This window comes from Rhizohabitans arisaemae, from assembly GCF_025996515.1.
GTDB classification, from domain to species: domain Bacteria; phylum Actinomycetota; class Actinomycetes; order Streptosporangiales; family Streptosporangiaceae; genus Rhizohabitans; species Rhizohabitans arisaemae.
Window position 1 is genome coordinate 1,354,783 of the sequence record NZ_BLRH01000034.1, and the last position, 22,162, is coordinate 1,376,944.

Annotated in this window: 18 protein-coding genes; 8 read left to right on the plus strand and 10 right to left on the minus strand. The window is 69.9% G+C overall.

Features of this window, described 5'->3' with window-relative positions:
• Nucleotides 1-18 precede the first annotated feature (18 nt).
• Entirely contained in the window at nucleotides 19-1,455 is a 1,437-nt protein-coding gene (locus RUR_RS21680) for a helix-turn-helix domain-containing protein (protein ID WP_283137069.1), read from the minus strand.
• Between the two features lie 167 nt (nucleotides 1,456-1,622).
• On the opposite strand from RUR_RS21680, the gene aceA reads away from it, so the two are divergent.
• The 3 genes from aceA (at nucleotide 1,623) to RUR_RS21695 (ending at nucleotide 6,765) form a co-directional block, all read left to right on the plus strand.
• Nucleotides 1,623-2,906 carry an isocitrate lyase gene (gene aceA / locus RUR_RS21685; protein ID WP_283136937.1) on the plus strand — a complete coding sequence of 428 codons (1,284 nt, stop codon included), beginning with the start codon at nucleotides 1,623-1,625 and terminating at the stop codon, nucleotides 2,904-2,906.
• 646 nt (nucleotides 2,907-3,552) lie between these two features.
• Complete coding sequence (locus tag RUR_RS21690; RefSeq protein ID WP_283136938.1) at nucleotides 3,553-4,992, plus strand: ankyrin repeat domain-containing protein; 1,440 nt, start codon at nucleotides 3,553-3,555, stop codon at nucleotides 4,990-4,992.
• A 795-nt stretch (nucleotides 4,993-5,787) separates the two neighbouring features.
• Entirely contained in the window at nucleotides 5,788-6,765 is a 978-nt protein-coding gene (locus tag RUR_RS21695) for a threonine ammonia-lyase (protein WP_283136939.1), read from the plus strand.
• Between the two features lie 297 nt (nucleotides 6,766-7,062).
• Here RUR_RS21695 and RUR_RS21700 read toward each other — a convergent pair whose 3' ends face one another.
• On the minus strand, nucleotides 7,063-7,839 hold the full coding sequence (locus RUR_RS21700) for an ankyrin repeat domain-containing protein (RefSeq protein WP_283136940.1): 777 nt from the start codon (nucleotides 7,837-7,839) through the stop codon (nucleotides 7,063-7,065).
• A gap of 149 nt (nucleotides 7,840-7,988) precedes the next feature.
• Here RUR_RS21700 and nfi point away from each other — a divergent pair, with 149 nt between their 5' ends.
• Nucleotides 7,989-8,657, plus strand: a complete 669-nt coding sequence (nfi, locus tag RUR_RS21705; protein ID WP_283136941.1) for a deoxyribonuclease V — start codon at nucleotides 7,989-7,991, stop codon at nucleotides 8,655-8,657.
• A gap of 145 nt (nucleotides 8,658-8,802) precedes the next feature.
• Here the strand turns inward: nfi and RUR_RS21710 are convergent, their stop codons facing one another.
• A complete protein-coding gene (locus RUR_RS21710) occupies nucleotides 8,803-9,264 on the minus strand; it encodes a DUF6640 family protein (protein WP_283136942.1) in 462 nt (153 codons plus the stop codon).
• Between the two features lie 197 nt (nucleotides 9,265-9,461).
• On the minus strand, nucleotides 9,462-9,596 hold the full coding sequence (locus tag RUR_RS21715; RefSeq protein ID WP_283136943.1) for a hypothetical protein: 135 nt from the start codon (nucleotides 9,594-9,596) through the stop codon (nucleotides 9,462-9,464).
• A gap of 107 nt (nucleotides 9,597-9,703) precedes the next feature.
• On the opposite strand from RUR_RS21715, the gene RUR_RS21720 reads away from it, so the two are divergent.
• Nucleotides 9,704-10,426 carry a TetR/AcrR family transcriptional regulator gene (locus RUR_RS21720; protein ID WP_283136944.1) on the plus strand — a complete coding sequence of 241 codons (723 nt, stop codon included), beginning with the start codon at nucleotides 9,704-9,706 and terminating at the stop codon, nucleotides 10,424-10,426.
• Between the two features lie 232 nt (nucleotides 10,427-10,658).
• On the opposite strand, the gene RUR_RS21725 is transcribed toward RUR_RS21720, so the two are convergent.
• From RUR_RS21725 to RUR_RS21745, 5 genes are all read right to left on the minus strand, one after another.
• The gene (locus tag RUR_RS21725) at nucleotides 10,659-11,783 is read right to left on the minus strand and encodes a S1 family peptidase (protein WP_283136945.1); all 1,125 of its coding nucleotides are present in this window, start codon (nucleotides 11,781-11,783) and stop codon (nucleotides 10,659-10,661) included.
• A gap of 278 nt (nucleotides 11,784-12,061) precedes the next feature.
• A complete protein-coding gene (locus RUR_RS21730) occupies nucleotides 12,062-13,468 on the minus strand; it encodes a serine/threonine protein kinase (protein WP_283137070.1) in 1,407 nt (468 codons plus the stop codon).
• A 125-nt stretch (nucleotides 13,469-13,593) separates the two neighbouring features.
• Entirely contained in the window at nucleotides 13,594-14,040 is a 447-nt protein-coding gene (locus tag RUR_RS21735) for a hypothetical protein (protein WP_283136946.1), read from the minus strand.
• Between the two features lie 113 nt (nucleotides 14,041-14,153).
• Entirely contained in the window at nucleotides 14,154-14,939 is a 786-nt protein-coding gene (folP, locus tag RUR_RS21740) for a dihydropteroate synthase (protein WP_283137071.1), read from the minus strand.
• A 156-nt stretch (nucleotides 14,940-15,095) separates the two neighbouring features.
• Nucleotides 15,096-15,965, minus strand: coding sequence for a LysR family transcriptional regulator (locus tag RUR_RS21745; protein ID WP_283136947.1), 870 nt, complete (start codon nucleotides 15,963-15,965; stop codon nucleotides 15,096-15,098).
• 518 nt (nucleotides 15,966-16,483) lie between these two features.
• Between RUR_RS21745 and RUR_RS21750 the strand changes: the two genes are divergently transcribed.
• The 3 genes from RUR_RS21750 to RUR_RS21760 all read left to right on the plus strand — a co-directional run bounded on the left by RUR_RS21750 (nucleotide 16,484) and on the right by RUR_RS21760 (nucleotide 21,126).
• The gene (locus tag RUR_RS21750) at nucleotides 16,484-17,890 is read left to right on the plus strand and encodes an LCP family protein (protein ID WP_283136948.1); all 1,407 of its coding nucleotides are present in this window, start codon (nucleotides 16,484-16,486) and stop codon (nucleotides 17,888-17,890) included.
• Between the two features lie 160 nt (nucleotides 17,891-18,050).
• Nucleotides 18,051-19,538, plus strand: a complete 1,488-nt coding sequence (locus RUR_RS21755) for an LCP family protein (protein WP_283136949.1) — start codon at nucleotides 18,051-18,053, stop codon at nucleotides 19,536-19,538.
• Between the two features lie 244 nt (nucleotides 19,539-19,782).
• On the plus strand, nucleotides 19,783-21,126 hold the full coding sequence (locus RUR_RS21760) for a GH1 family beta-glucosidase (RefSeq protein ID WP_283136950.1): 1,344 nt from the start codon (nucleotides 19,783-19,785) through the stop codon (nucleotides 21,124-21,126).
• Between the two features lie 210 nt (nucleotides 21,127-21,336).
• Here RUR_RS21760 and RUR_RS21765 read toward each other — a convergent pair whose 3' ends face one another.
• Nucleotides 21,337-22,098 (minus strand): DUF2470 domain-containing protein, encoded by a 762-nt coding sequence (locus RUR_RS21765; protein ID WP_283136951.1) that lies wholly within the window; start codon nucleotides 22,096-22,098, stop codon nucleotides 21,337-21,339.
• Nucleotides 22,099-22,162: the final 64 nt, after the last annotated feature.

Sequence of the window (22,162 nt, forward strand, 5' to 3'; positions counted from 1 at the left end):
TTCCACGCTATTCCACCGTCAGGCGGGCGAATGACGCTCCAGGAACCCGTAGACGTCGGCTTCGTCCACCCCGGGGAAGGTCCCGGGGGGCAGCGCGGCCAGCACGTGGGAGTTGGCGCGGGCCGACGGCCAGGCGTACCCCTCCCAGCGTTTCGCCAGGTCGGCGGGGGGACGGCGGCAGCACTCCTCGGACGGGCAGCGGGACTTGGTGCGGTTCGTCGTCTCCCGCCCGCGGAACCAGCGCGACTCCTTGAACGGCACCCCGAGGGTGATCGCGAAGTCCCGTTCCCGGGAGGGGTCGACGTGGGCGACGCAGAAATAGGTGCCGGTGGGCGAATCGGAGTACTGGTGGTGCACGGAGAACCGGTCCGGTGAGCGGAAGACCTGCCGACCGGACCAGTACTGGCAGAGCCGCTGGCCCTCGATCGCACCCTGCTCGTCGGCGGGGAAGACCACCCCGTCGTTCTCGTACGCCTTGTAGATGATCCCGCCCGCGTCGTTGCGCACGAAGTGACAGGTGAGGCCCAGGTGGTGGGTGGCGAGGTTGGTGAACCGGTGGGCCGCCATCTCGTAGGAGACGGCGAAGACGTCCCGCAGGTCCTCCACGGACAGCGCCCGCTCCGCCTTGGCTTCCAGCAGATACGGTACGGCCGCCGCCTCCGGAACCAGGATGGCCGCCGCGAAGTAGTTGGCCTCGACCCGCTGGCGGAGGAAGTCGGCGAAGTCCCGGGGTTTGGCGTGGTCGAGGATGATGTGGCCCAAGGTCTGGAGCAGGATGGTCCGCGGGGTGTGCATCCCCAACTGTTCGCGTTTGAGGTAGATACGGCGGTTGCGTAGGTCGGTGATCGACCGTACGGACCTCGGCAGGTCCTGCACCGTCTCCAGGCTGAACCCCAGGTGGGCGGCGAGCGCCAGCACGGTGCTCTGGGAGAGCGCGCCCGAGCGGTAGCCGACCGCCGCGAGGGCGTCGGCGGCGACCCGTTCGATCGAGGCGAAGTAGTTGCCGCGCTCACGCATCTTCCGGCGCAGGCCCGCGTTGGCGGCCCGGGCCTCCTCGGGGGTGGCGGTCCCCCGGCTTTCCCTGGAGCGCAGCTCCCGGTAGAGGGCGAGCACGTGCTCCAGGACGTCACTGGGCACCCGTACGGACACCTTCAGGTGGGGCAGGCCGAGCGCGGCGTAGACCGGATCGCGCTGCGCCTCCTCCAGCTCCATCTCCAGCTGGGCCCGCCTGCTCGGCGCCTGGCGGCGGAGCAGCTCCTCCACGGGGACGCCGAGCGCCCCGGCCAGGGTCTTCAGCAGCGACAGCTTCGGCTCGCGTTTGCCGTTCTCCAGGAGCGAGAGCTGACTCGGCGCCCGGCCGACCCGCTCGCCGAGCTCCGACAGGGTGAACCCCCGCTTCTTGCGGAGATGCCGGAGCCGCTGACCGAACGCGATGAGATCGAGTTCACTCGCCAGGCTGAGCTCGGACGTTAAATCAGCGGATGCTTCTCCTGCAAAGGTCGCCATCAATTGATGGTAGCGGAAATTTCGTACTTTTTCTGCATCTTGCTACCGGCTAGTAACCGGTGGTCGGGGCAGAGAATCCTCACAGGCACCCAGAGGACGACATAAGGAGTAAACCCATGCAAGATCGCCTCAAGGGAGCAATTGAGGACCTACAGCACGACTGGGACACGAATCCCCGCTGGGAGAACGTCGAGCGGACCTACAAGGCCGAGGACGTCATCAAGCTCCGGGGATCCGTTCTCGAAGAGCACACCCTCGCCCGGCTCGGCGCCGAGCGCCTGTGGAACCTCGTCAACTCCGAGGACTACGTGCACGCCCTCGGCGCGCTCACCGGCAACCAGGCGGTCCAGCAGGTGAAGGCCGGGCTCAAAGCGATCTACCTGTCCGGCTGGCAGGTGGCCGCCGACGCCAACCTGGGCGGCCAGACCTACCCCGACCAGAGCCTCTACCCGGCCAACTCGGTGCCCGCCGTGGTCCGCCGGATCAACAACGCGCTCCTGCGCGCCGACCAGATCACCTGGTCCGAAGGCGACGGGAACGCCCCGCACTGGCTCGCCCCGATCGTCGCCGACGCCGAAGCCGGATTCGGCGGCGTCCTCAACGCCTTCGAACTGATGAAGGGCATGATCGCCGCGGGTGCGGCCGGCGTCCACTGGGAAGACCAGCTCGCCTCCGAGAAGAAGTGCGGACACCTCGGTGGAAAAGTCCTCATCCCCACCGGACAGCATGTCAAGACCCTCAACGCCGCCCGGCTCGCCGCCGACGTGGCCGACGTGCCCAGCCTGATCATCGCGCGGACCGACGCCCAGGCCGCGACCCTGATCACCAGCGACGTCGACCCGATCGACCAGGAGTTCACCACCGGTGAGCGTACGGCCGAAGGCTTCTACCGCGTGCGCAACGGAATCGACCCGTGCGTCGCCCGCGGCCTCGCCTACGCCCCCCACGCGGACCTCCTCTGGATGGAGACCTCCACGCCCGACCTGGAGATCGCCCGCGAGTTCGCCGAGAAGATCAAGGCGAGGTACCCGGACCAGCTCCTCGCCTACAACTGCTCGCCGTCCTTCAACTGGCGCAAGCACCTCGACGACTCCACGATCGCCAAGTTCCAGCGCGAACTCGGGCACATGGGGTACAAGTTCCAGTTCATCACGCTCGCCGGATTCCACTCGCTCAACTACTCGATGTTCAACCTCGCCCGCGGCTACGCCGACGGCGGCATGACCGCCTACGTCGAGCTGCAGGAGGCCGAGTTCGCCGCCGAGGCCGCCGGCTACACCGCCACGCGCCACCAGCGCGAGGTCGGCACCGGCTACTTCGACCTGGTCAGCACCGCCATCGCGCCCGACTCCTCGACCACCGCGCTGCGCGGCTCGACCGAGGAGGAGCAGTTCCACTAAACCCGTGACCGCCGTGGTGCGCGTCGCCCCGCGCACCACGGCGTTCCCATGTCGCACCCCGACTTCACACGAAGCCGGTACGGCCACCAGGCGGCCGACGCGGTGCACCACGACGCCCCTGAGCGGCCAGGCGCAGCCCGTATCAGAAAAGTCCGCAACCACCGGTACCGCGCCAGGCGGCCCGGACGAGGAACCGAGACGTCCGGCCCAACCCCCGACCGACCTGCGGGCCCAGGCAACATGTTGACAAGCATTGGAACCCAAGCGAACAGGAGTAACACCAGTAGCCTTGGTCAGTTCTTTGCCTGTCACTTGACAACCGAACAGCATGGCCGGAGCGCTCTCCCCGACAGCCGCCGATCCGGTTCGGGACCCAAGTAGACACGGATTCCGCTGGGAGCTTCTCAAGGAGAAACCGGCAGACATAGGCATTGACTGTTCCCGCTCCGAGAACGCAATGAACATCCGGTGTAGTCGGCAGCCTCAGCAGGTGCACGAATGTCGGCGTAGGCTAGGTGTCGCGTGCTCAGGGCGCCACCGGTCCGCGGGAAGGGCGAAGCCCACCTGATGCCCATCGAACGACCCGGCCCGACCTCTTTTCCGGCCTGATGATGCGGACGCCAGGCCAGACGGAAAGGAGGCTCTCATGCCTATTCACCGCCTGCCCGACAACCCCAGCATCGAACGGCTCCGCAAGCAGGCCAAGACACTCCTTCAGTATGTGAATGCGGGAGTTCCTGAGGCGCTCGGGCTCGTCACCGAGTTCCATCCTCGACCGCCGGAGACGCTCAAGCTGTCCGATGCGCAACTCGTCACCGCCCGCATGTACGGCTTTGCGAGCTGGCCCAGGCTGAAGGAACACATCGGCACCGTCGAGCGGTACTCCCGGTCGCCGCACCGGGTTGTGCCGAGCGAAGAGTTGCCGGAGGAGTTCTTGCGGCTTGCCTGCCTCACCTATGGCGCGGACTACCCGGGCCGGACCGGGGAGGCCGACCTGCTGCCGGCCCGGCATCCGCAGCTGCCCATCGCGAACGTCTTCACGATGGCGGCCACCGGCTCGGCCGATGCGCTGGCCGATGCGCTGGCCGAAAATCCGGAGCTGGCCCGGGCACAGGGCGGCCCCTTCGGGTGGGAACCGCTGCTGTACCTGGCCTACGCGCGTCTTCATGCTCCCGGCAGGTACGTGACAGCGGCCCGGCTCCTCCTCAAGCACGGCGCCGATCCGAACGCCGGATTTCTGTGGGACGGGCTGACCTCGCCGTTCACCGTGCTCACCGGCGCATTCGGTGGAGGAGAGGGCGACCAGCCACCGCATCCGCAGGGCTTGGCGCTGGCCAGGCTACTGCTGGAGGCCGGAGCGGACCCCAACGACAGTCAGGCTCTCTACAACCTCGGGCTCGGCGGCTCCTTCTCCGACGACACCGCGCACCTTGAGCTGCTGCTGGAGTTCGGCCTGGGCCGCGGCGAAGGCGGACCGTGGCATGCCCGGCTGGGGCCGATGCTGCAGTCCCCGCAGCAGATGCTGCGCGACGAACTGGCCACCGCCGCGCTGCGGGGCGGCCCGCAGCGAGCCCGGCTGCTCCTGGCACACGGCGCGGAGGTGAACAGCCTTGGCGGGCATCCGACGTACGGCGGACGCACACCCTACGAGCTTGCCCTGCTGAACGGACACACCGAGGTCGTGGAGATCCTCGCCGCGGCAGGTGCCTCGGCGGTACTGGACGAGATGGAGGCGTTCACCGCCGCCTGCATGCGCGCCGACGCCGACGCGGTGGCCCGATTCGGGCCGGAACTGCTGGCGCGAGCGCTCGCCCGATCCCCCGAGCTGATCGGCAGCGCGGCTGGGCAGCGCAAGCCCGCAGCGGTGCGACTGCTCGCCGGTCTCGGCTTCGGCGTGAACCACCTGCATCGTTCCACCCCGCTGCACGTGGCGGCCTGGAACGATGACGTTGAGACGGCCAGGACACTGATCGGGCTTGGTGCCGACCACACGATCAAGGACACCGAGCACGACTCGACCCCGCTCGGCTGGGCCGAGTTCGGCGGCAAGCACCGCGTGGCGGCGTACCTGCGAAGTCTGGAGTGAGAGTGGTGACCGTCCAGTACGGCGTGACCAGCCTGGCCGTCGACGTTGGCCGACCCGACCACCGTCGGTCAGACCATCGCAGTGGGCTGCTAACCGTGCCGAAGTGACCGGTTAGCCCTACTTGCCGCCGCCGGGCGCCGGGATCGCCACCAGTCCTGCGGGGTTTCACTCAACCCTCAAGGTTGAGCTCCATTGCGGCCTCGACGAGTCACCGTGGCCACCGACACCATCAGCGCTTCACTCAACCGATCCGCGCATCCTGCGGCGTGCACTAGGCGGCCTCGGCACGCAGTCCGCCTCGGTATCGCGGCCTATGTACGGCAGAACCGGATCGATGGGGCGTCTACCCTGGCCGTCGCGGACCCGCGCACCACGGCGTCCCCGTGTCGCTCCCGGCTTCACTCGACCTCAGGCGCGCCACGACACCCTGAGTGGCCAGGCGCAGCCCGTACCCGCCAAATCCCACAAGCGATCCAGACCGGCACGTCCCCAGGCGGCCCGGACGGAGAACCGAGACGTCCGGCCCCCGCTCCCCCGGTTTCGCGTGATCGTTTAGCTGTCCGCACCCCACCGAGTGCGTACACCACAACGATCACACCGGCAACGCAAGGGCTGGCGCCGCCCAGACCCGGGGCCACCGCAAGGCGCCGGAACGGCCTCCGGCGGCCCGTACCGATCTGAGTCGGCTCAGGGCCTCAACCCCGCGTCCGTCGGTACCGAGTCACCTTCCGGTACTGGCGTCGGACCCCCCAAATTCGCCCAAACGGACCGGTGTCGGCGCTACGCTGCGGTGTCGTGAAGACGCGCCTTGACACCACGCGGATCCAGGCGGCTCGCCAGGTGATCGACCCGGTTTTTCTCGACACCCCGCTGTACCGCTGCGAGGCGCTGGAAACCGAACTCGGGTGCGCGGTGAGCGTCAAGCTCGAAACGGCGAACCCCATCCGCAGCTTCAAGGCCCGCGGCACCGAGGTGATCGCGAGCCTGCTCGCCGGCGACGGCTCGCGAGCCGTGGTGTGCGCCAGCGCGGGCAACCTGGGACAGGCCCTCGCCTGGTCCGGTCGCAGCCGGGGGCTTGACGTCACCGTCGTGGCGTCCCGCTTCGCGCCCGCCACCAAGCTCGACCGCATCCGCGCGTTCGGCGCCAGGCTGGAACTGGTGGACGGCGACTTCGACCTGGCCCGCCAGCGGGCGGCGGCCATCGCGCGGTACGACGGCATCCGGCTGGTCGAGGACAGCCTGGACATCGAGACCTGTGAAGGCGCGGCGACCATCGGCCTGGAACTGGTGGACACCGTACCGTCGTTCGACGCCGTCCTGATCGCCCTCGGCGGCGGGGCTATGGCCACCGGTATCGGTCATGTGCTGAAGGCCCTGGCGCCCGGCGTCGAGGTGATCTGCGTCCAGCCGCTGGGCGCACCGGCCATGACGCACTCGTGGCACCGGCGGAGCGTCGTCACCACCGACTCGACCGACACCATCGCCGACGGCGTCGCCGGCCGGTTCCCCATCCCGGCCGTCCTGGACGACCTTCTCCTGGTCGCCGACGACGCCGTCCTGGTCCGGGAAGCGTCGATCATCGCCGGAATGCGGCTGCTCCTCGACCACGCCGGCCTTGTCGTCGAACCGTCCGCCGCGCTCGGCGTCGCGGCGGTCCTCGAAGACCGTGACCGCTTCGCCGGCCGGCACGTGGTCACCATCGTGTGCGGCGGCAACGTCGACATGGACGCCTACCACCGCTGGGTCGGTACGGCTCCCATCCCCAGGTCGTGACAACCGCTCCAAACGCCCATGAAGCAGGTGAGCAGCCCCACGTCCATGGAGGCTCCCGGCTAGGTACTGCAAGTCCCAAGCACCGTCCGGGGTCATCCCGCCCTGCCTCTCCGGGCTACCTCAGTCGTTCGCGCCGGTCTTGCCACCTACTGAAGAACCTGCGGCAGAAGACCCGGTAGCGCCCTCCTCCGTGTGTGACCGGCACGGGTTGAGCAAGGGAAGAACAAAGTCGCCTCGCCGGTACGGCTGCCGCGCCGCCGGGTCTGCGTTGAGACAGCAGGCAGAACGGCTGTCTGGCTACGGACGATGGGTGGCCTCGGGTTCCCGGGCGTGCAGGAGGCGGACGATCTCGGCGTGGCCGGTGCTGAGAGACCGCTCCGATCTGAGGTCGCCGTCGGCGTCGTACACCTCTGCCACGATCCGGACGTCGCCTCCCTCCGACTCCTCACGGCGAATGTCGATCCGTGCTCCCTGCGGCGCGTGCTCGGCGGCTTCGGCTCGCAGCTCCGCTTCGATGTCCCGGCCGGCGTACGGCAGAGCCAGGTCGACGGGGCGCCGGCCTTGGTCGTCGCGGACCCCGGGGTGGGCCCCGTGGTCGAGCAATGTCCTGACCACGGCCGTCGCCCCTCTCGCGGCGGCGTGGGAGAGGGCGGTACGGCCGGTGGCTCCGCCGAGGTCGGGGGCGGCGCCCCGGGCGAGCAGGGTGTTCACCACGGCCAGATGCTCGTTCGACGCCGCCCAGTGCAGGGCCGTCATCGCGCTGCCCGCCTCGTCCTCCCGGCGGTTCGGGTCGGCACCGGCGTCGAGCAGCGCGACCACCGCGTCGAGGTGCCCCCAGCATGCGGCGGCGCAGAGCGGCAGTCCTCCGCCGTCGCCCGTACCCTCCCGGTCGGGATCGGCTCCGGCCGCCAGCAGCATGCGCACGATGTCCGCGTGTCCCTGCACGGCGGCCCGGTAGAGAGCGGTGTCGCCGTCCTCGTCGGGTTCATCTGGAGACGCACCACCAGCGAGAAGCCGTTCCGCTTCCGCGTTTTCTCCAAGCGCCGCGGCTGATACCAGTTCGTTTTCGACCACGCGGTCACTCTGCCCGAGGCCCCATCCGGACTCCATCGGTTTTCGCCGCCGAGGCCTGGGGCCGGTTGGCGCGGTCAGGCGAAGCCCTTACCCTTCGTGATCCGCAAACAACGGTGATCTCCAGGGGGACTCGGCGGTAGAACAGGGGGATGCGCGTACAGCATCTGCATCCGTGGCCGGATACGACCGAGGAGGCGCAGGCGATCCAGGAACGGCTGCGCCCGCTGACCGATCTGGCGGATCCCGGGCCGGCGCAGGTGCGGCTCGTCGCCGGGCTCGATGTGGCCTATGGCACCGACGGCGACCAGGTCACCGCGGCCGTTGTGATCGTCGAAGCGGACACGCTCACTGTCGCCGAGCAGGTCGTGGTCACCGAACCGGCCCGGTTTCCCTATGTCCCCGGTCTGTTCGCGTTTCGCGAGCTCCCCACCCTCGTCACCGCCCTGGAGAAGCTGCGGACCACGCCGGACCTGCTTGTCTGCGACGGGTACGGGCTCGCGCATCCCCGGCGGTTCGGCCTCGCCTGCCATCTCGGCGTGCTCACCGGCCTTCCCACCGTCGGGGTCGCCAAGACCTCCTTCATCGGACAGTACGCCGAACCCGGGCAGCAGCGGGGAGACTGGGCTCCCATCGTCGATCACGACGAAGTGGTCGGCCGGGCACTCCGTACCCGCAGCGGAGTCAAGCCGGTCTACGTCTCGCAGGGCCACCGCATCGGCCTCGACAACGCCTGCGCCCACGTTCTCGCCCTCTCCCCCGCCTACCGCCTCCCCGAACCCATCCGCCAAGCCGACCACCTCTCCCGGCACCCCATCTGATCCGGGCGCACCGTCGAACCGGTGACGGCTTCCCGAGATCGTCGGCAGGGTAGGTCGCCCCATGATCTGTGGACCCCCTGTTCGACCAAGCGTTTGCGGCCCTGAATGAGCCGCAAAGCGCTGTCGCATCGGGGAATTCGGTTGTCTACACCGGGGTGGTGGAGTCTGCGGGAATGCGTAGGGCCGTCGCCGCCGCGCCGATCAGGACCAGGGTCAGGACGGCGGCCATGAAGACCTGTCCGTGCAGGCCCAGGACGAAGACGGTCCGGTCGGCGAACTCCGGATCATAGGCGGCGGTGCCGGGGAACAGAAGTGCCCCGAACATACCGAGCCAGGGCGTGGCGAGGACCGCAGCGGCCGAAAGCAGCCGCACACGCATATTGCGCCCCCGTCGTACGGCGAGTGCCAGGCCGATGAGGCCGAGCAGCACCGTCATCACCATGTACTGGGCGTCGTGGAACTTGGCGTGCGGGGGCCAGGCGGGGTTGAAGGCGTGCTGGACCGCCAGTTCAGGGATGACCAGGTCGGCGAGCACGGCGCCGACCATCGTGATCACCCCGACAATCGTGATCAGGGTACGGGAGACGGACATGGGTGCGAGAGACATGACGAGAGTGGTCCTTTTCTGGCTGCCGAGGACATCTCCGGCAGCCGGGAACGGATGCGTTTCCATCCCTTCGCCGCGCCGCGCAGGCACGCGAAGCCGTTCGTGCGGCCGGATCCGGCGCATCATGGGCGTGACGTCGACGGTCGCCTTCATGGCGTATTTGCCGAAGACGGCGGCGAGGGCCGGTGCGCGGCATGTCAGGAGTCCTTTCTCTTACCGGCGGGCCGGTCCAGGCCGCGCCGCACGTGCGCGGACCGGGAGAACCACCACCACGTGGCCGTGACCAGCAGGACCGCCGAGAGCGAGAGAAGGATCCACCAGCGAAGCTCCACATTGACCCCTAGAGGCTCTAGAATTGTTAGAGCCATTAAGGAAACACAGATGCTCTAAGATGTCAATGCCGTCGAGAGATGTCGAGGAAGCGCGAAGAGGGGCGAGGATGTCCGCACACACCACCAGCCGACGGGAGAGACTGCGCCAGGCCACCCTGGAGGAGATTCACGCGGCGGCGCGCAAGCTGCTGGTCGAGCAGGGGTCGGCCGCGGTCACCGTCAACGCGGTCGCCCGGCAGGTGGGCATGAGCGGTCCGGCTCTGTACCACTACTACAACGGCCACGACGAGCTGGTCGGCGCGGTGACCGCCGGCTTCTTCGGTGAACTGGCCACCACGATGGAACGGGCCCGCGACCACTCCGGCGCGCCGATCGGCCCGCGGATACTGGCGGTCTGCCGCGCCATGCGCGCCTGGGCGGTCGCCCATCCGGCCGAGTTCGGCTGGATCTTCGCCACCCCCGTCGCCCCGCCGAACCGGCAACCTGACTCGGTACGCCACCAGGCGGGGCAGCGTTTCGAACAGATACTCCTGGATTTGACGGTCGAGCTGTGGCGGACGCGGCCGTTCCCGGTGCCCGACCCGGCCGATCTGCCCGAGTCGCTGCGCGAGCAGTTGGCCGCCTACTCGGCCTCCATCGACGGAGCCCTGCCCCCTGGGGCCGCGCACGTCTTCCTGACCTGCTGGATTCGGCTGTACGGCCTGCTGTGCATGGAAGTGCTGCATCAACTGGACTTCGCCTACACCGATTTGGAGCCCGTATTCGAGGAATGCCTCCGCGACCTGGCCGGCACACTCGGCCTCGACTACTCCCCCAAGCCGAACGCGTAGGGCCGCCCAGGATCCCTCTTCGGGGCGATGCCGGACAGCACGTCGCCGTGATCGTCGAAGCGGACTCGCCGACGGCATCCCACCGCCGGCCGTGCACTCCTTCCTGTCGCCCGACCGCGGAATCCGTCCTCCCGGCGCGCTCGGGGCGGGCGACCGGGAAACGCGAGGACCGTGGCCACGTGTGGGGGGTCACGTGGCCACGGTCATAAGGCGATGTGCGGGGTTGCCGTCGTCAGCCGGTGCGGAGGGTCAGGCCGTAGACGGAGAGGATCTCGTTGACGGGCTGGTGGTAGGTGGTGCCACCGGTGCTGCAGTTGCCGGAGCCGCCGGAGGTGACGCCCTGGGCCTGGCTGCCGGAGATGAACGAGCCGCCGGAGTCACCGGGCTGGGCGCAGGCGCTGGTGCGGGTGACACCGTAGATGGTGCCCTGCGGGTAGGTGACGCTGGTGTTGTGCTGACGGATCACACCGCAGCGCCAGCCGGTGGTGGAGCCGGACCGGCAGATGGAGGCGCCGACGGAGGCCTGGGTGGAGCCCCGTACGGTCACGTTGGCGCCACCGGATCCCCGCACGTACGGGGTGGGGGTGTGGCCGGGGGTGGAGACGTAGGCGTAGTCGTTGCCGGGGAACGAGGAGCCCGCGAAGGTTCCGGACGGGTTGCTGGTCCGGGCGCCGGTACGGCCGCAGTGGCCGGCGGTGACGAAGCCGGGCTGGCCGCCCCGGGTCACCGAGAAGCCGATGCTGCACCGGCTGGAGCCGATGTAGTAGGCGGCGCCGCCGACGAGGTTGATGAACGGCTGCGGCTGCTCGGGGGAGGCGACGACGCGGACGCCGGCCTTGCGGAGCCCGGCCGCGGTGACAAGGGCTTCGCCGGCCGCCTGGTCGAGGGCTTGGACGACGACGCTGTTGGTGGGCACGTCGACGTACCAGAGGGTGGCACCGGCCTGCAGCGACGCGGGTGCCCGGTCGAGGCGGTCCTTGATCGCGTTGAGCTGGTTGAGCGTACGGCCGACCAGGACGGGCTGGGCGCCCTGGGCGGTGATCGCCTGGACCGCGCCGGCGTCGGTGGTGGCGACGAGCAGCGTGGAGGCGTCGGCGTTGAGCCAGGCGCCGCCGAAGGTCCCGCCGAGCGTCGCGGCGAGGACGCTCTCGGTCTTCATGGCCCGTTCCTCGTTGGCGAGCCGTACGGAGGCCTGCTCGGCGTTGAGGCCCAGGTCGCGCTGGAGGGCCTCCACCATCGAGGGCGAGGGGTCGGCGACGGAGAAGGAGCCGGGGTCGGCGCTTGCGGGGGTCACCGTGACGGCGAGGGCGAGAGCCGCGATGGCGGCCCCGACCACGATCGAGCGTTGACCGATCATGTGCACTCCTTTGTGGGGGGTGCAGTAAAAAATATTGGTCAAGTTGCTCGAATGGATATGTCAAATCCTCCATATCGCCGTGATATGGAGTGATGGGAGAAGTAGCCGGTGATCAGTTCTCCGCAGGTCAGCACGGCCGATCGGTCCTTGTGGACAATCCGGGGCGACGGAAAACTGTGAAATCCACGGCAGGGACGCGCGTCCGCCTTTTGCCGTTCCCCTCTCCAAACATGAATCGGATGTACGGCGATGACGTGGGAAAACGGGGGTTCTCGCGCTCAATACCAGCGCTTGCAAACGCCTTTCCTGTTGTACCTCTTGCAGACGCCCGACTCCTCGGGCGGCACCATCGCGGGATCCACCCCCGGCGGAAAGACCTCGGTGGGTGAGTCCTGGTCCGGCGGTTTCTCCGTCTCCACCGGGGTGCGCGGCGGGTTCCGGGGCGCCGGGGTCTTGGGTGTCTTCGCGGGCGGGGTGTAGGTCTCGGTCACGGTGACCCGGGGCGCCGGGGGCTCCCGGTCGGGGGCCGGCTGCACCGGCCGAACCGTGGCCGACATGGATCTCGGGGTGACCTCTTTGGAGAGGCTGCCGCCCATTTTCACCGCGGACGGCTGCGAGCCGCCGGTCAGCGGGGTCCGGCCGACGCTCTGCACCTGCTCGCGCACGGGCAGGTTGGTCGCGGCGGCGACCGCGACGGCGGTGGTGGCCGCGGCCGCGACGGCGAGCCCAGCGGCGTACCTGCGGTACCGGGATCTCGCCCCGGGTTTTCGGCGGGTCCGCGACCCGACCGGGGACCAGACCTCGTCGAGCACGTCGGCGAGGGCCAGGCGCAGGTCGGCGGGGTTCCTCCCGCGCATGGCGAGGAGCGACCTGATCACGGAACGGGCGTCCGGCCGGTCCTCGGGGGCCTTGGACAGGCCGGCCGCGATGAGCGGGCGGATCTCCTCGGGCACCCGGCCGAGGTCGGGGACCTCCAGCAGGAGCCGGCGGTTCATCACGTCGGAGTCGGCCGTACCGAACGGATGGACGCCGGTGATCGTGTAGCAGACCAGGCAGGCCCAGGCGAAGATGTCGGAGGCCGGTACGGCGGGCTGCCCGCGGAGCCGCTCCGGCGCGATCCACCCGGGGCTGCCCATGACGACTCCGGCCTGGGTGTGCCCGTCGGTGCCGTCCTCCAGGTCCCGGGCGATGCCGAAGTCGATGACCCGCGGCCCGGACGGGGAGATGAGAACGTTCCCGGGCTTGAGGTCCCGGTGGACGAGCCCGGCCCCGTGGATCGCCAGGAGCGCGGCGGCGACGCCCAGCGCGACGCCGTACGCCATCTCGGGGCTGAGCGCACCCTGCTCGTCGATCACCCGGTTGAGCGGCGGGCCCTGGATGTACTCGGTCACCAGGTAGGGCCGGCCTCGATAGGTGCCTGCCTCCACCAGGTGCGCGGTGCAGAGCGGGGCGACGCGCCTGCTCAGCTCGATCTCGAGTTCGAAGCGGGCGAGCACGGTGGGTTCGGGCGCGCGGAGCGGGTGCAGCGTCTTCAGCGCGACGAGCAGCCCGTCCGGCCCTTCGGCGAGGAAGACGATGCCCATTCCGCCGACGCCGAGCCGGCCGAGCAGCAGGTACCGCCCGATGATCACCGGGTCGCCTACCGCCAGAGGCTCGACGTCGGGTGGCAACCCAGCCTTAGCCATCACGCGCGCCTCTCCTCGGGGGACTTACCGAAAGGCACAGCCTGCCGCCTCAGACACACGATATACCGTTAAATCCAACTAATAGATGCGGAATGGTAAGAGTAACTGCTCGCACGGTGCCGACCTCAGTAGTCAGAGTCATCCAAATCATCGTCATCGTCGTCATAGTCCGGCCGCGACCAGCGTGATGGCATAAGTACTGGTATGAACAGGGCAATTCCCAACAAGCCATAGATGCCCGACTCAAGGAGCGACTGCATCCCGTCGCCGATCGGCCCGGCCGGGGCCAGAGCCGCCGCCCGCTCCATGTCGAGCAGGAAGACCACGGTCCAGGAAAGCAGGACGACCGAGGGGACGAACGCGGCCAACGGCGACATCCGCACCGCCGACACCAGACCGACCAGGAGCCCGATCCCGGCGAGCGCACCAAGGGCGGTCAGCAGCCGCGTGTCGTCGATCGGCTGTATCAGCGGGGAACCGACCCGAGTCATCTGCGGATACGCCCAACCGGCACCGTAAAGGAGCGCGGCGGCCACGGCCGCGCCCACAATGAGCCCGAAAACATGACGCATGGCAACCCACCTAGATCGAGGTAGTTCGCCAGACTAGCGATGAATGACCCTTTTGTAAGGAGTCCTTACCGAGTCTCCGGAAAAGAACGTTCCGTGGTGACAGCCCGTCGCCGTCACGGTGCCGAACGGAGGGTCCGGACGACCTCCAAGGCCCGGCGCGCCCCGGCCGTGTCGTGCACCCGGAACACCCGCGCGCCCAGCCAGGCGGAGACCGCCAAGGTGGCGACGGTGCCCGCCGCGCGCCGGTCGACGGGAAGCCCGCCGAGCGTCTCACCGACGAAGTCCTTGTTGGAGACCGCCACCAGAACCGGCCACCCGGTCGCGGTCAGCTCGCCGAGGCGGCGGGACACCTCCAGCGAGTGCCAGGTGTTCTTCCCGAAGTCGTGGGCCGGGTCGATCAGAATCCGCTCGGGGTCCACCCCCGCCGCGACGGCCCGCCGCGCCAGCTCGACGGTGAGCCCGGCCACGTCGGCGACCACGTCGGTGTAGCCGATCCGGTGCGGCCGGGTCCGCGGTTCCACCCGCCCCGCGTGCGCGCACACCAGGCCGATGCCATGCCGCGCGGCCACCGCGGCCAGCTCGGGGTCGACCCCTCCCCAGGTGTCGTTGAGCAGGTCGGCGCCGGCCTGCGCCACCACCTCGCCGACCTCGGCCCGCCAGGTGTCCACGCTGATCAGCACCTCGGGGTGCCGCTCCCGGACGGCGGCGACCAGGTCCGCCACCCTGCGGATCTCCTCCCGGACGCCGACCTCCTCGCCGGGCCCCGCCTTGACCCCGCCGATGTCGACGATGTCGGCACCCTCGGCCACGGCCCGGCCCACCGCCTCGACCGCGGCGTCGAACCCATAGGTCGCCCCCCGGTCGAAGAACGAGTCGGGGGTACGGTTCACCACGGCCATCACGGCGAACTCACCGGGGGCGAACTCCCGCCTGCCCAGGCGCAGCGTCTTCGGCGTCACCCGCTCAACCCTATCCCCGGCCCTGCGGGCGAGATGTCCGTGCGGGGTACGGCCGGCCCGGCGCACGCCGTACGGCACGCCGAAGGCCGGTACGGGCTACGCGGCGAAGCCGCCCTCGGCCATGTCCACGAACTCCTGCGCGGCCACGGGCAGCCGCCGCCGGGCGTGCACGATCGCGATGACCCGGCGCAGCGGGGGGTCGAGGGATCTGACCACGAGCCCGACCCGGGTCGCCTCCTCGGCGATGCTCCGGAACCACAGGAGCGAGGCGAGCCCGGAGCGCACGGTGGCGAGCCAGCCCACGCGGTCGTTGGTCTCGACGGCGGCGACCGGCCGGACGCCGTGCCTGGCGAAGACGAGGTCGATCTCCCGGCGGCGCGGGTGGTCGGCGGCGGGGAGCGCCAGGCGCATCCCGTTCAGCCGGTGGATCGGGACGGGGCTCGGCAGGTCCAGTCCCGGCGGGGAGACCAGCACGATCTCCTGTCGCTCCAGCGGGTGGCTCACCAGGTCGGCGGGGACCGGCAGGTCGGTGAAGCCGAGGTCGGCCCGCTGGTCGCGGATGGCGGTGACCACCCCGTCCCGGCCGTCACAGCGGACGATGTGCACCCGCACCCCGGGATGGCCGGAGATGAACGCGGGGAGCAGCCGTCCGGCGAGCCCGGGCTCCAGGCTCGGCGTCGCCGCGATGCGCAACTCGTCCCCGCCCCGGGTGCTCTGCTGGGCGAACTCCTCGATCTCGTGGATGGCGTCGAGCGCCTGTTTGGCGAGTTTCACCACCCGGCGTCCGGCCGAGGTCACGAGCACCCCTCTGCCGGATCTGGCGAAAAGGGTCAAACCCAGCTCGCGTTCGAGATCACGAATCGCACGGGAGAGCGCGGGCTGAGCGATGAATAGCGACCTCGCCGCATCGGTCATGGTCCGGTGCTCCGCCGTCGCCACCACGTAACGGAGCTGCTGCAGATTCATGACTCGAAGCTATGGCAAGAGGGGCAGATCGGTCCTGAACATCGCACAGCTTGCGCTCTCAATTTAATGACGATGCGACAACGGATGCCCAGAAATCAATATTGATTTGCCCTGAATTGCGACATCTCCGAATATTGCCAAGCTGATCAATCCAGCACTTCCCGAACAATGAACACCCAGGTCAGCACCGATATGGCCAGACAATCCAGCGGGACTCGCTCCCCCGCCGACCGGCTGCGCACAATCTTTGGACCGGATCAAGCACGCCCGAAACAGCCGGGCGCCGTTTGGCCGCAGGACGATCTATCGATGGGGTACTTTGACCCATGTGCCTGATGTGACGGATATTGCTATTCGGCCGGGAAACCAATCGGCACCCCATCCGCGACACCGCAATCTCGAAATCCGACACGAAGCGCAGCATCCACCAAAACACCTTCCTTGAATGTCATTCTGAACGGAGTACCACGCCTGGGGCGCCGACGGACGCCCACGCAGGTGAACGGAGGTGGCGCGCCGTGACGGACGAGGAGAGACCGGCGCAACGGACCCTGCGGGAACAGCCCTGCACCGAATTCCCGCTCCCGGCCGAGGTCCCGCAGCGGGGGCTCGGCTCCATCCTCCTGCTCACCGCGGCGACGGCGGTCGTCCCGGGACTCGCTCACCTGCGGGCCGACCGGACCGCCACGGGCACCACGCTGCTCAGCGCGGGTTACGGCGTCGCCACCGTGGTCCTCGCCTTCGCGTTCACCTTCCGGGACCGGCTGCCCGCGCTGGCGGTCCAGCCCTCCTGGCTCATCGTCCTCTGCTCCCTGGCGAGCGCGGGCGCGGCCGCCTGGGCCATCCTGGTCCTGCGGTCGTACACGGTGCTCCACCCGGCCGGGCTGCCCGCGGGGAAACGGGTGGCCGGGGCACTGCTTGCCTCGGTCCTGGCCCTGACGGCGGCGGCCCCCTTCGCGGCCACGGCACGCTACGCATACCTCCAGTACGACCTGGTGACCGACGTCTTCCAGGACGGCGCCGGCGATCCACACGCCTGGCCGGCGGCCCCGCCCGCCGCCGCGGCCGTGAACCCGCTCGCGCGCCTGCACCGCCTCAACGTCCTGCTCCTCGGGGGAGACGACGGGCCGGGCCGGTTCGGCCTGCGCACCGACACCCTGGTCCTCGCCTCGGTGAACACCGCGACGGGCCGTACGGCGCTGCTGAGCCTGCCCCGCAACCTGGAGGGCGTGCCGTTCCCGCCGGGCACCCCGATGCGGGCGCGGTTTCCCCACGGGTTCGACAACCTGATCAACGCCCTGTGGGGGTACGGCGCCGCGCACCCCGAACTCGTCCCCGGCTCCCGCAGGCCCGGGCCCGATCTCGTCAAGGCCGCGGTCGGCCAGGTGCTGGGGATCCCGGTCCACCATTACGTCTTGGTGAACATGAGCGCCTTCGCGACCCTGGTGGACGCGGTCGGCGGAGTCCGGGTGAACGTCGCCGAACCGGTCCGCTGGGGGGAGACCGGGGTGGTGCTCCAGCCGGGCGTCCACCGGCTCACCGGGGCGCAGGCCCTGGTCTACGCGCGTTCCCGGACCGGCACCAGTGACTACACCCGGATGTCCCGCCAGCGCTGTCTCCTGGGCCGGCTCGCGCGGCAGGCGAACCCGATCACGATCCTGACCCGCTATCATCGGCTCGCTCGTGCTGCCAAGCAGCTCGTGTCCACCGACATCCCTCGGCAGCTGCTACCGGCGCTGGTCGACCTGGCGCCACTGGTCAGGACGGCTCCGATCAGCAGCGTGACCTTCATACCGCCGGCCGTCAAGCCGTGGCAGGCGGACTGGGCAAGGATCCGCGAGCTGACGAGGGCGGTGATCGAGGAGTCGGATCGAACGGCGATCCCGAAGTCGGCCGCCGTCTCGTTCGACGACGCGTGTTCTTAAGTGAAGATCTTTTGAATGTGTCGGTGATGTCCAGGTATGAGGCATAGAATCCTGGAAAATCGTGCCACCTGCACCGGCGTTGTCCTGGGACAAGCCGACCGAACCGTCACCCGTGGTGGCCAGGGGACCCGTCACCACCAGGCAAGAAGATGGAGTCAGGATGAACCTCAGGCGCGCTGGGGGGAGGCCCGCCGGCAACGCGGTCGTCCGGCAGGGTTCGGTGAGGCCGCTCGGCGCCGCCGCGATCATCGGCTGGACCGCCCTGTCCGCGGTGGTGCCGGGGGCCGCCCACATCCGGGCCGGACACCGGCGGACGGGGATCGCGCTCATCTGCGTCTACGCCTTCCTTCTGCTCGCCGCCGGCGGCACGATCGTCATCGGCGGCCTCGACCTGGCGGGGTTCGCGCTCCGGGACAGCACCCTGGTCGCGATCACGGCCGGGGCGGTGACCGCCGCGCTGCTCTGGTTCGGCCTGATCCTCTGGTCCTACATCGTGCTCGACCCCGACCGGCTGAGCAGCGTCGCCCAGATCTTCTCCGGGATCGCGGTCGGCATCCTGTGCGTCACGGTGATGACCCCGTTCGCGGTCTCCGCCCGAACCGTGCTGGCCGCCAGGGACAGCCTCAACACCGTCTTCAAGCCGGCGGCCCCCAACGTCGCCCCCATCCAGGAGAAGGATCCCTGGGAAGGTAAGGAGCGGATCAACTTCCTGCTGGTCGGCGGGGACGCGCACAAGAGCCGGGAGGGGGTGCGGACCGACAGCATGACCCTGGCGAGCGTGCACATCAAGTCCGGCAACACGGTCCTGTTCAGCCTCCCGCGCAACCTGCAGTACGTGCGCTTCCCCGACTACAGCCCGCTGCAGGCCCGGTTCCCCAACGGATTCCAGGGGGACGTGGGCTCCCAGGGCCTGCTCAACGAGGTCTGGGAGTACGCCGACAACCATCCCGAGATCATGGGCGGTCCGAACAAAGGCGCCGACGCGCTCAAGGCGGCGATCCACCAGACCCTGGGCCTGAAGGTCGACTACTACGCCCTGGTGGACATGTACGGTTTCGCGGAGATGGTCGACGCGATCGGCGGGATCGTGGTCAAGGTGGAACGGGACGTCCGCTACGGCGGGGACTACGGCACCGCGGGCACCATCCGGGCGGGCACCCGCCGGCTCTCCGGCGAGGAGGCCCTCTGGTACGGGCGTTCCCGCGTCGGCAGCGACGACTTCAGCCGGATGGGCCGCCAGCGCTGCCTGCTCGGCGCCCTCGCCAAGCAGGCCGACCCCGTCACGGTCCTGCGCCGGTTCGACCGGATCGCCGCCGCGGCCAAGCGGCTGTTCCGCACCGACATCCCCCGGCCGCTCCTGGAGCACATCGTCCCCGTGGCCCAGCGGGTGACGAAGGGGCGGATCAGCAGCCTCCAGTTCGTGCCCCCGCTGATCTACACCGGGAACCCGGACTGGGCGAAGATCCGCGCCGAGACCAACCGGGCGCTCCGCGAGTCGCTGGCGCCCCCGTCGAACCCGGTGGCGGTCGGCACCCCCAAGCCCGGTTCGACGGCGACCACCCGCCCCGGCCGGCCGAACGCCGGGAAGACCCCGACCCCCACCCCGACCCGGGACAAGCAGGCCAAGACCCTCGACGAACTCTGCTGAACCCGGACATCCCCGTCGCGGCGGTTCGCCTCGCACCTCCTGGTGCGGCGCGGACCGCCGCACCGTTTTCCGGACCGCACGGAGCACGTGGTGACGTGATCGAAAAGCCGTACATTGTCGTCTAGGAAAGTAGCTGTTCCGGCAGAGACGGGGAGTTTGTGTTGGTACGGGCTACGCCGGCGATCCGGCGAGGAGCCGCCTGAGGCCGTACCCGCCCCGGTTTCGGACGACCTGGAGGACCTCCATGCCCGACCTCTCCGCATTCCCCGGCGACTTCGTCTGGGGTGTGGCCACCTCCGCCTACCAGATCGAGGGGTCGGTCGACGCCGACGGCAGGCTCCCCTCGATCTGGGACACCTTCTGCCACACCCCGGGACTCGTCGACGGCGGCGACACCGGGGACGTCGCGTGCGACTCCTACCGCCGGCTCCCGCAGGACCTGGCCCTCCTCGGCGAGCTCGGCGTCGGCGCCTACCGCTTCTCCGTCGCCTGGCCCCGGGTCGTGCCCGGCGGCGCCGGACCGGCCAACCAGGCCGGGCTGGACTACTACCGCAGGCTCGTCGACGGGCTGCTGGAGGCGGGGATCCGCCCCTTCCCCACGCTCTACCACTGGGATCTTCCGCAGGCCCTCCAGGATCGGGGCGGCTGGCCGGCCCGGGACACCGCGCTGCGGTTCGCCGACTACGCCGGGATCGTCGCCGGCGCGCTGGGCGACCGGGTCACCGACTGGGGCACGCTCAACGAGCCGCTCTGCTCGGCGTGGCTCGGCCACCTGAACGGGATCATGGCGCCGGGCGTGGCCGACCCGACCCAGGCGATCCGGGCGTCCTACCACCTGCTGCTCGGACACGGGCTCGCCGCCCAGGCCGTACGGGCGGCGGCGCCGGTCCCGCCCTCGGTGGGCCTGGTGGTCAACCCCAGCCCGTGCGAACCGGCCTCAAACCGGCCGGAGGACGTAGCCGCGGCCCGGCACGCCGACGGGCACGCCAACCGGTGGTGGCTCGACCCGGTGTACGGGCGGGGCTTCCCCGCCGACATGCGGGAGCTGTACGGGGTTGACCTGCCGGAGCACCCGGGGGACGCGGAGACGATCGCCGCGCCGCTGGACTTCCTCGGGGTGAACTACTACTGCCGCGCGGTGATCGCGGCGGATCCGGGCGAGGCGCTGGGTTTCCGGCAGGTGCCGGTGGACGGCGCGACGACCACCGCGATGGGCTGGGAGGTCCACCCGCGCGGCCTGGAGGACATCCTGGTGCGGATGACCGACGACTACGGCGCGGACACCCTGTACATCATGGAGAACGGCTCGGCCTGGCCGGACGAACCGGGCGAGGACCTGATCGTGGACGACCCGGAGCGCACCGCGTTCCTCGACGACCATCTCGGCGCCTGCGCGGCGGCGATCCGCCGGGGGGTGCCGCTCCGCGGTTACTTCGCCTGGAGCCTGATGGACAACTTCGAATGGGCGTACGGCTACCGGCACCGGTTCGGGCTCGCCTACGTCGACTACCCGACCCAGCGCCGCGTGCTCAAGCGCAGCGGCCGCCACTACGCCCGGCTCATCGCGGATCACCGGGGCGCGCTCTGATCCCGTGACGGAACCACGCCCGGCTCCCCGGCGTGCCCCGGCCGCCACCGGTACGGCCTCCGCCGCGTCCCGCCGTACCGCGACCCCGCTCCCTCGTCTCGGAGTTCGGGTCCGGTACGGCGTGCGCCGCGTTCCCGCCGTACCCCGCCTGCCCTGTGATCGGGGGTTGCGGCGTGCGCCGCAGGCTTCCGGCGCCGAGCCGGGTGCGGCTCAGGCCCGGGCGGAGAGGAGGCCGCGGAGGCGGTGTTCGAGCGCGGCGCAGCTGCCGGCGGGGGTGGGCCACGGGAAACGGATCAGGGTGGGCCGGGCGGACGGGGTGCGGGTGAGGTCGGCGCGGACCGTGGCCCCGTGCCGGTCGAGTTCCCAGAGCCAGACCTCCCCGGGCCCGGCGCCGGGGACTCCGGTGAGGCAGTTGGCGAGCTGGTCGCGGTGGGCGTCGTTGACGTGGGCGAGCATCCGCTCGGCGACGGCGGAGAAGGGGTCGGGGGCGGCGTCGAGGTAGTCCTCGGCGTCCAGGGCGCCGGTCTCGTACCCGGTGGCGTAGCCGACGGAGGCGACGTCGACCCTGGCCAGCAGGGGCGCGTCCGGGTCGAGGGGGTTCTCCACCGCGGCGAACAGGTCCTCGTCGGCGCTCCGGGCCGCCACCGTGATCGCGGCCTCCCTGATCTCGGTGACGTCGACGAGGGACGCCCAGCCCTGCACGGTGAGCATGCCCCGGGTGACCAGCGCCCCGCCGAGCTGCCGGGACGCGGTCAGGCCCACGGTGACCCCGGCGTCGGCCCCCGGCGAAAGGCGCAGGGCGGTGTGCAGGGTCTCGCCCGGCTTGACCAGCAGGACGGGCCGCCCGGAGTCGTCGACGGCGCCGCGGACGTCTCCTCCGGGGTACGGCGCACCGGCCAGGGTGACGTGGACGGGGATCGAGTCGGCGGCGAGCGTGCGCACGCGCTCGGCCACGGCTGCGTGTGATTCCAAGACCGGCTCCTCACGGGGTGATGTAGGTTAGGCTAGCCTAACTAAGGATTACCTAATCATGACG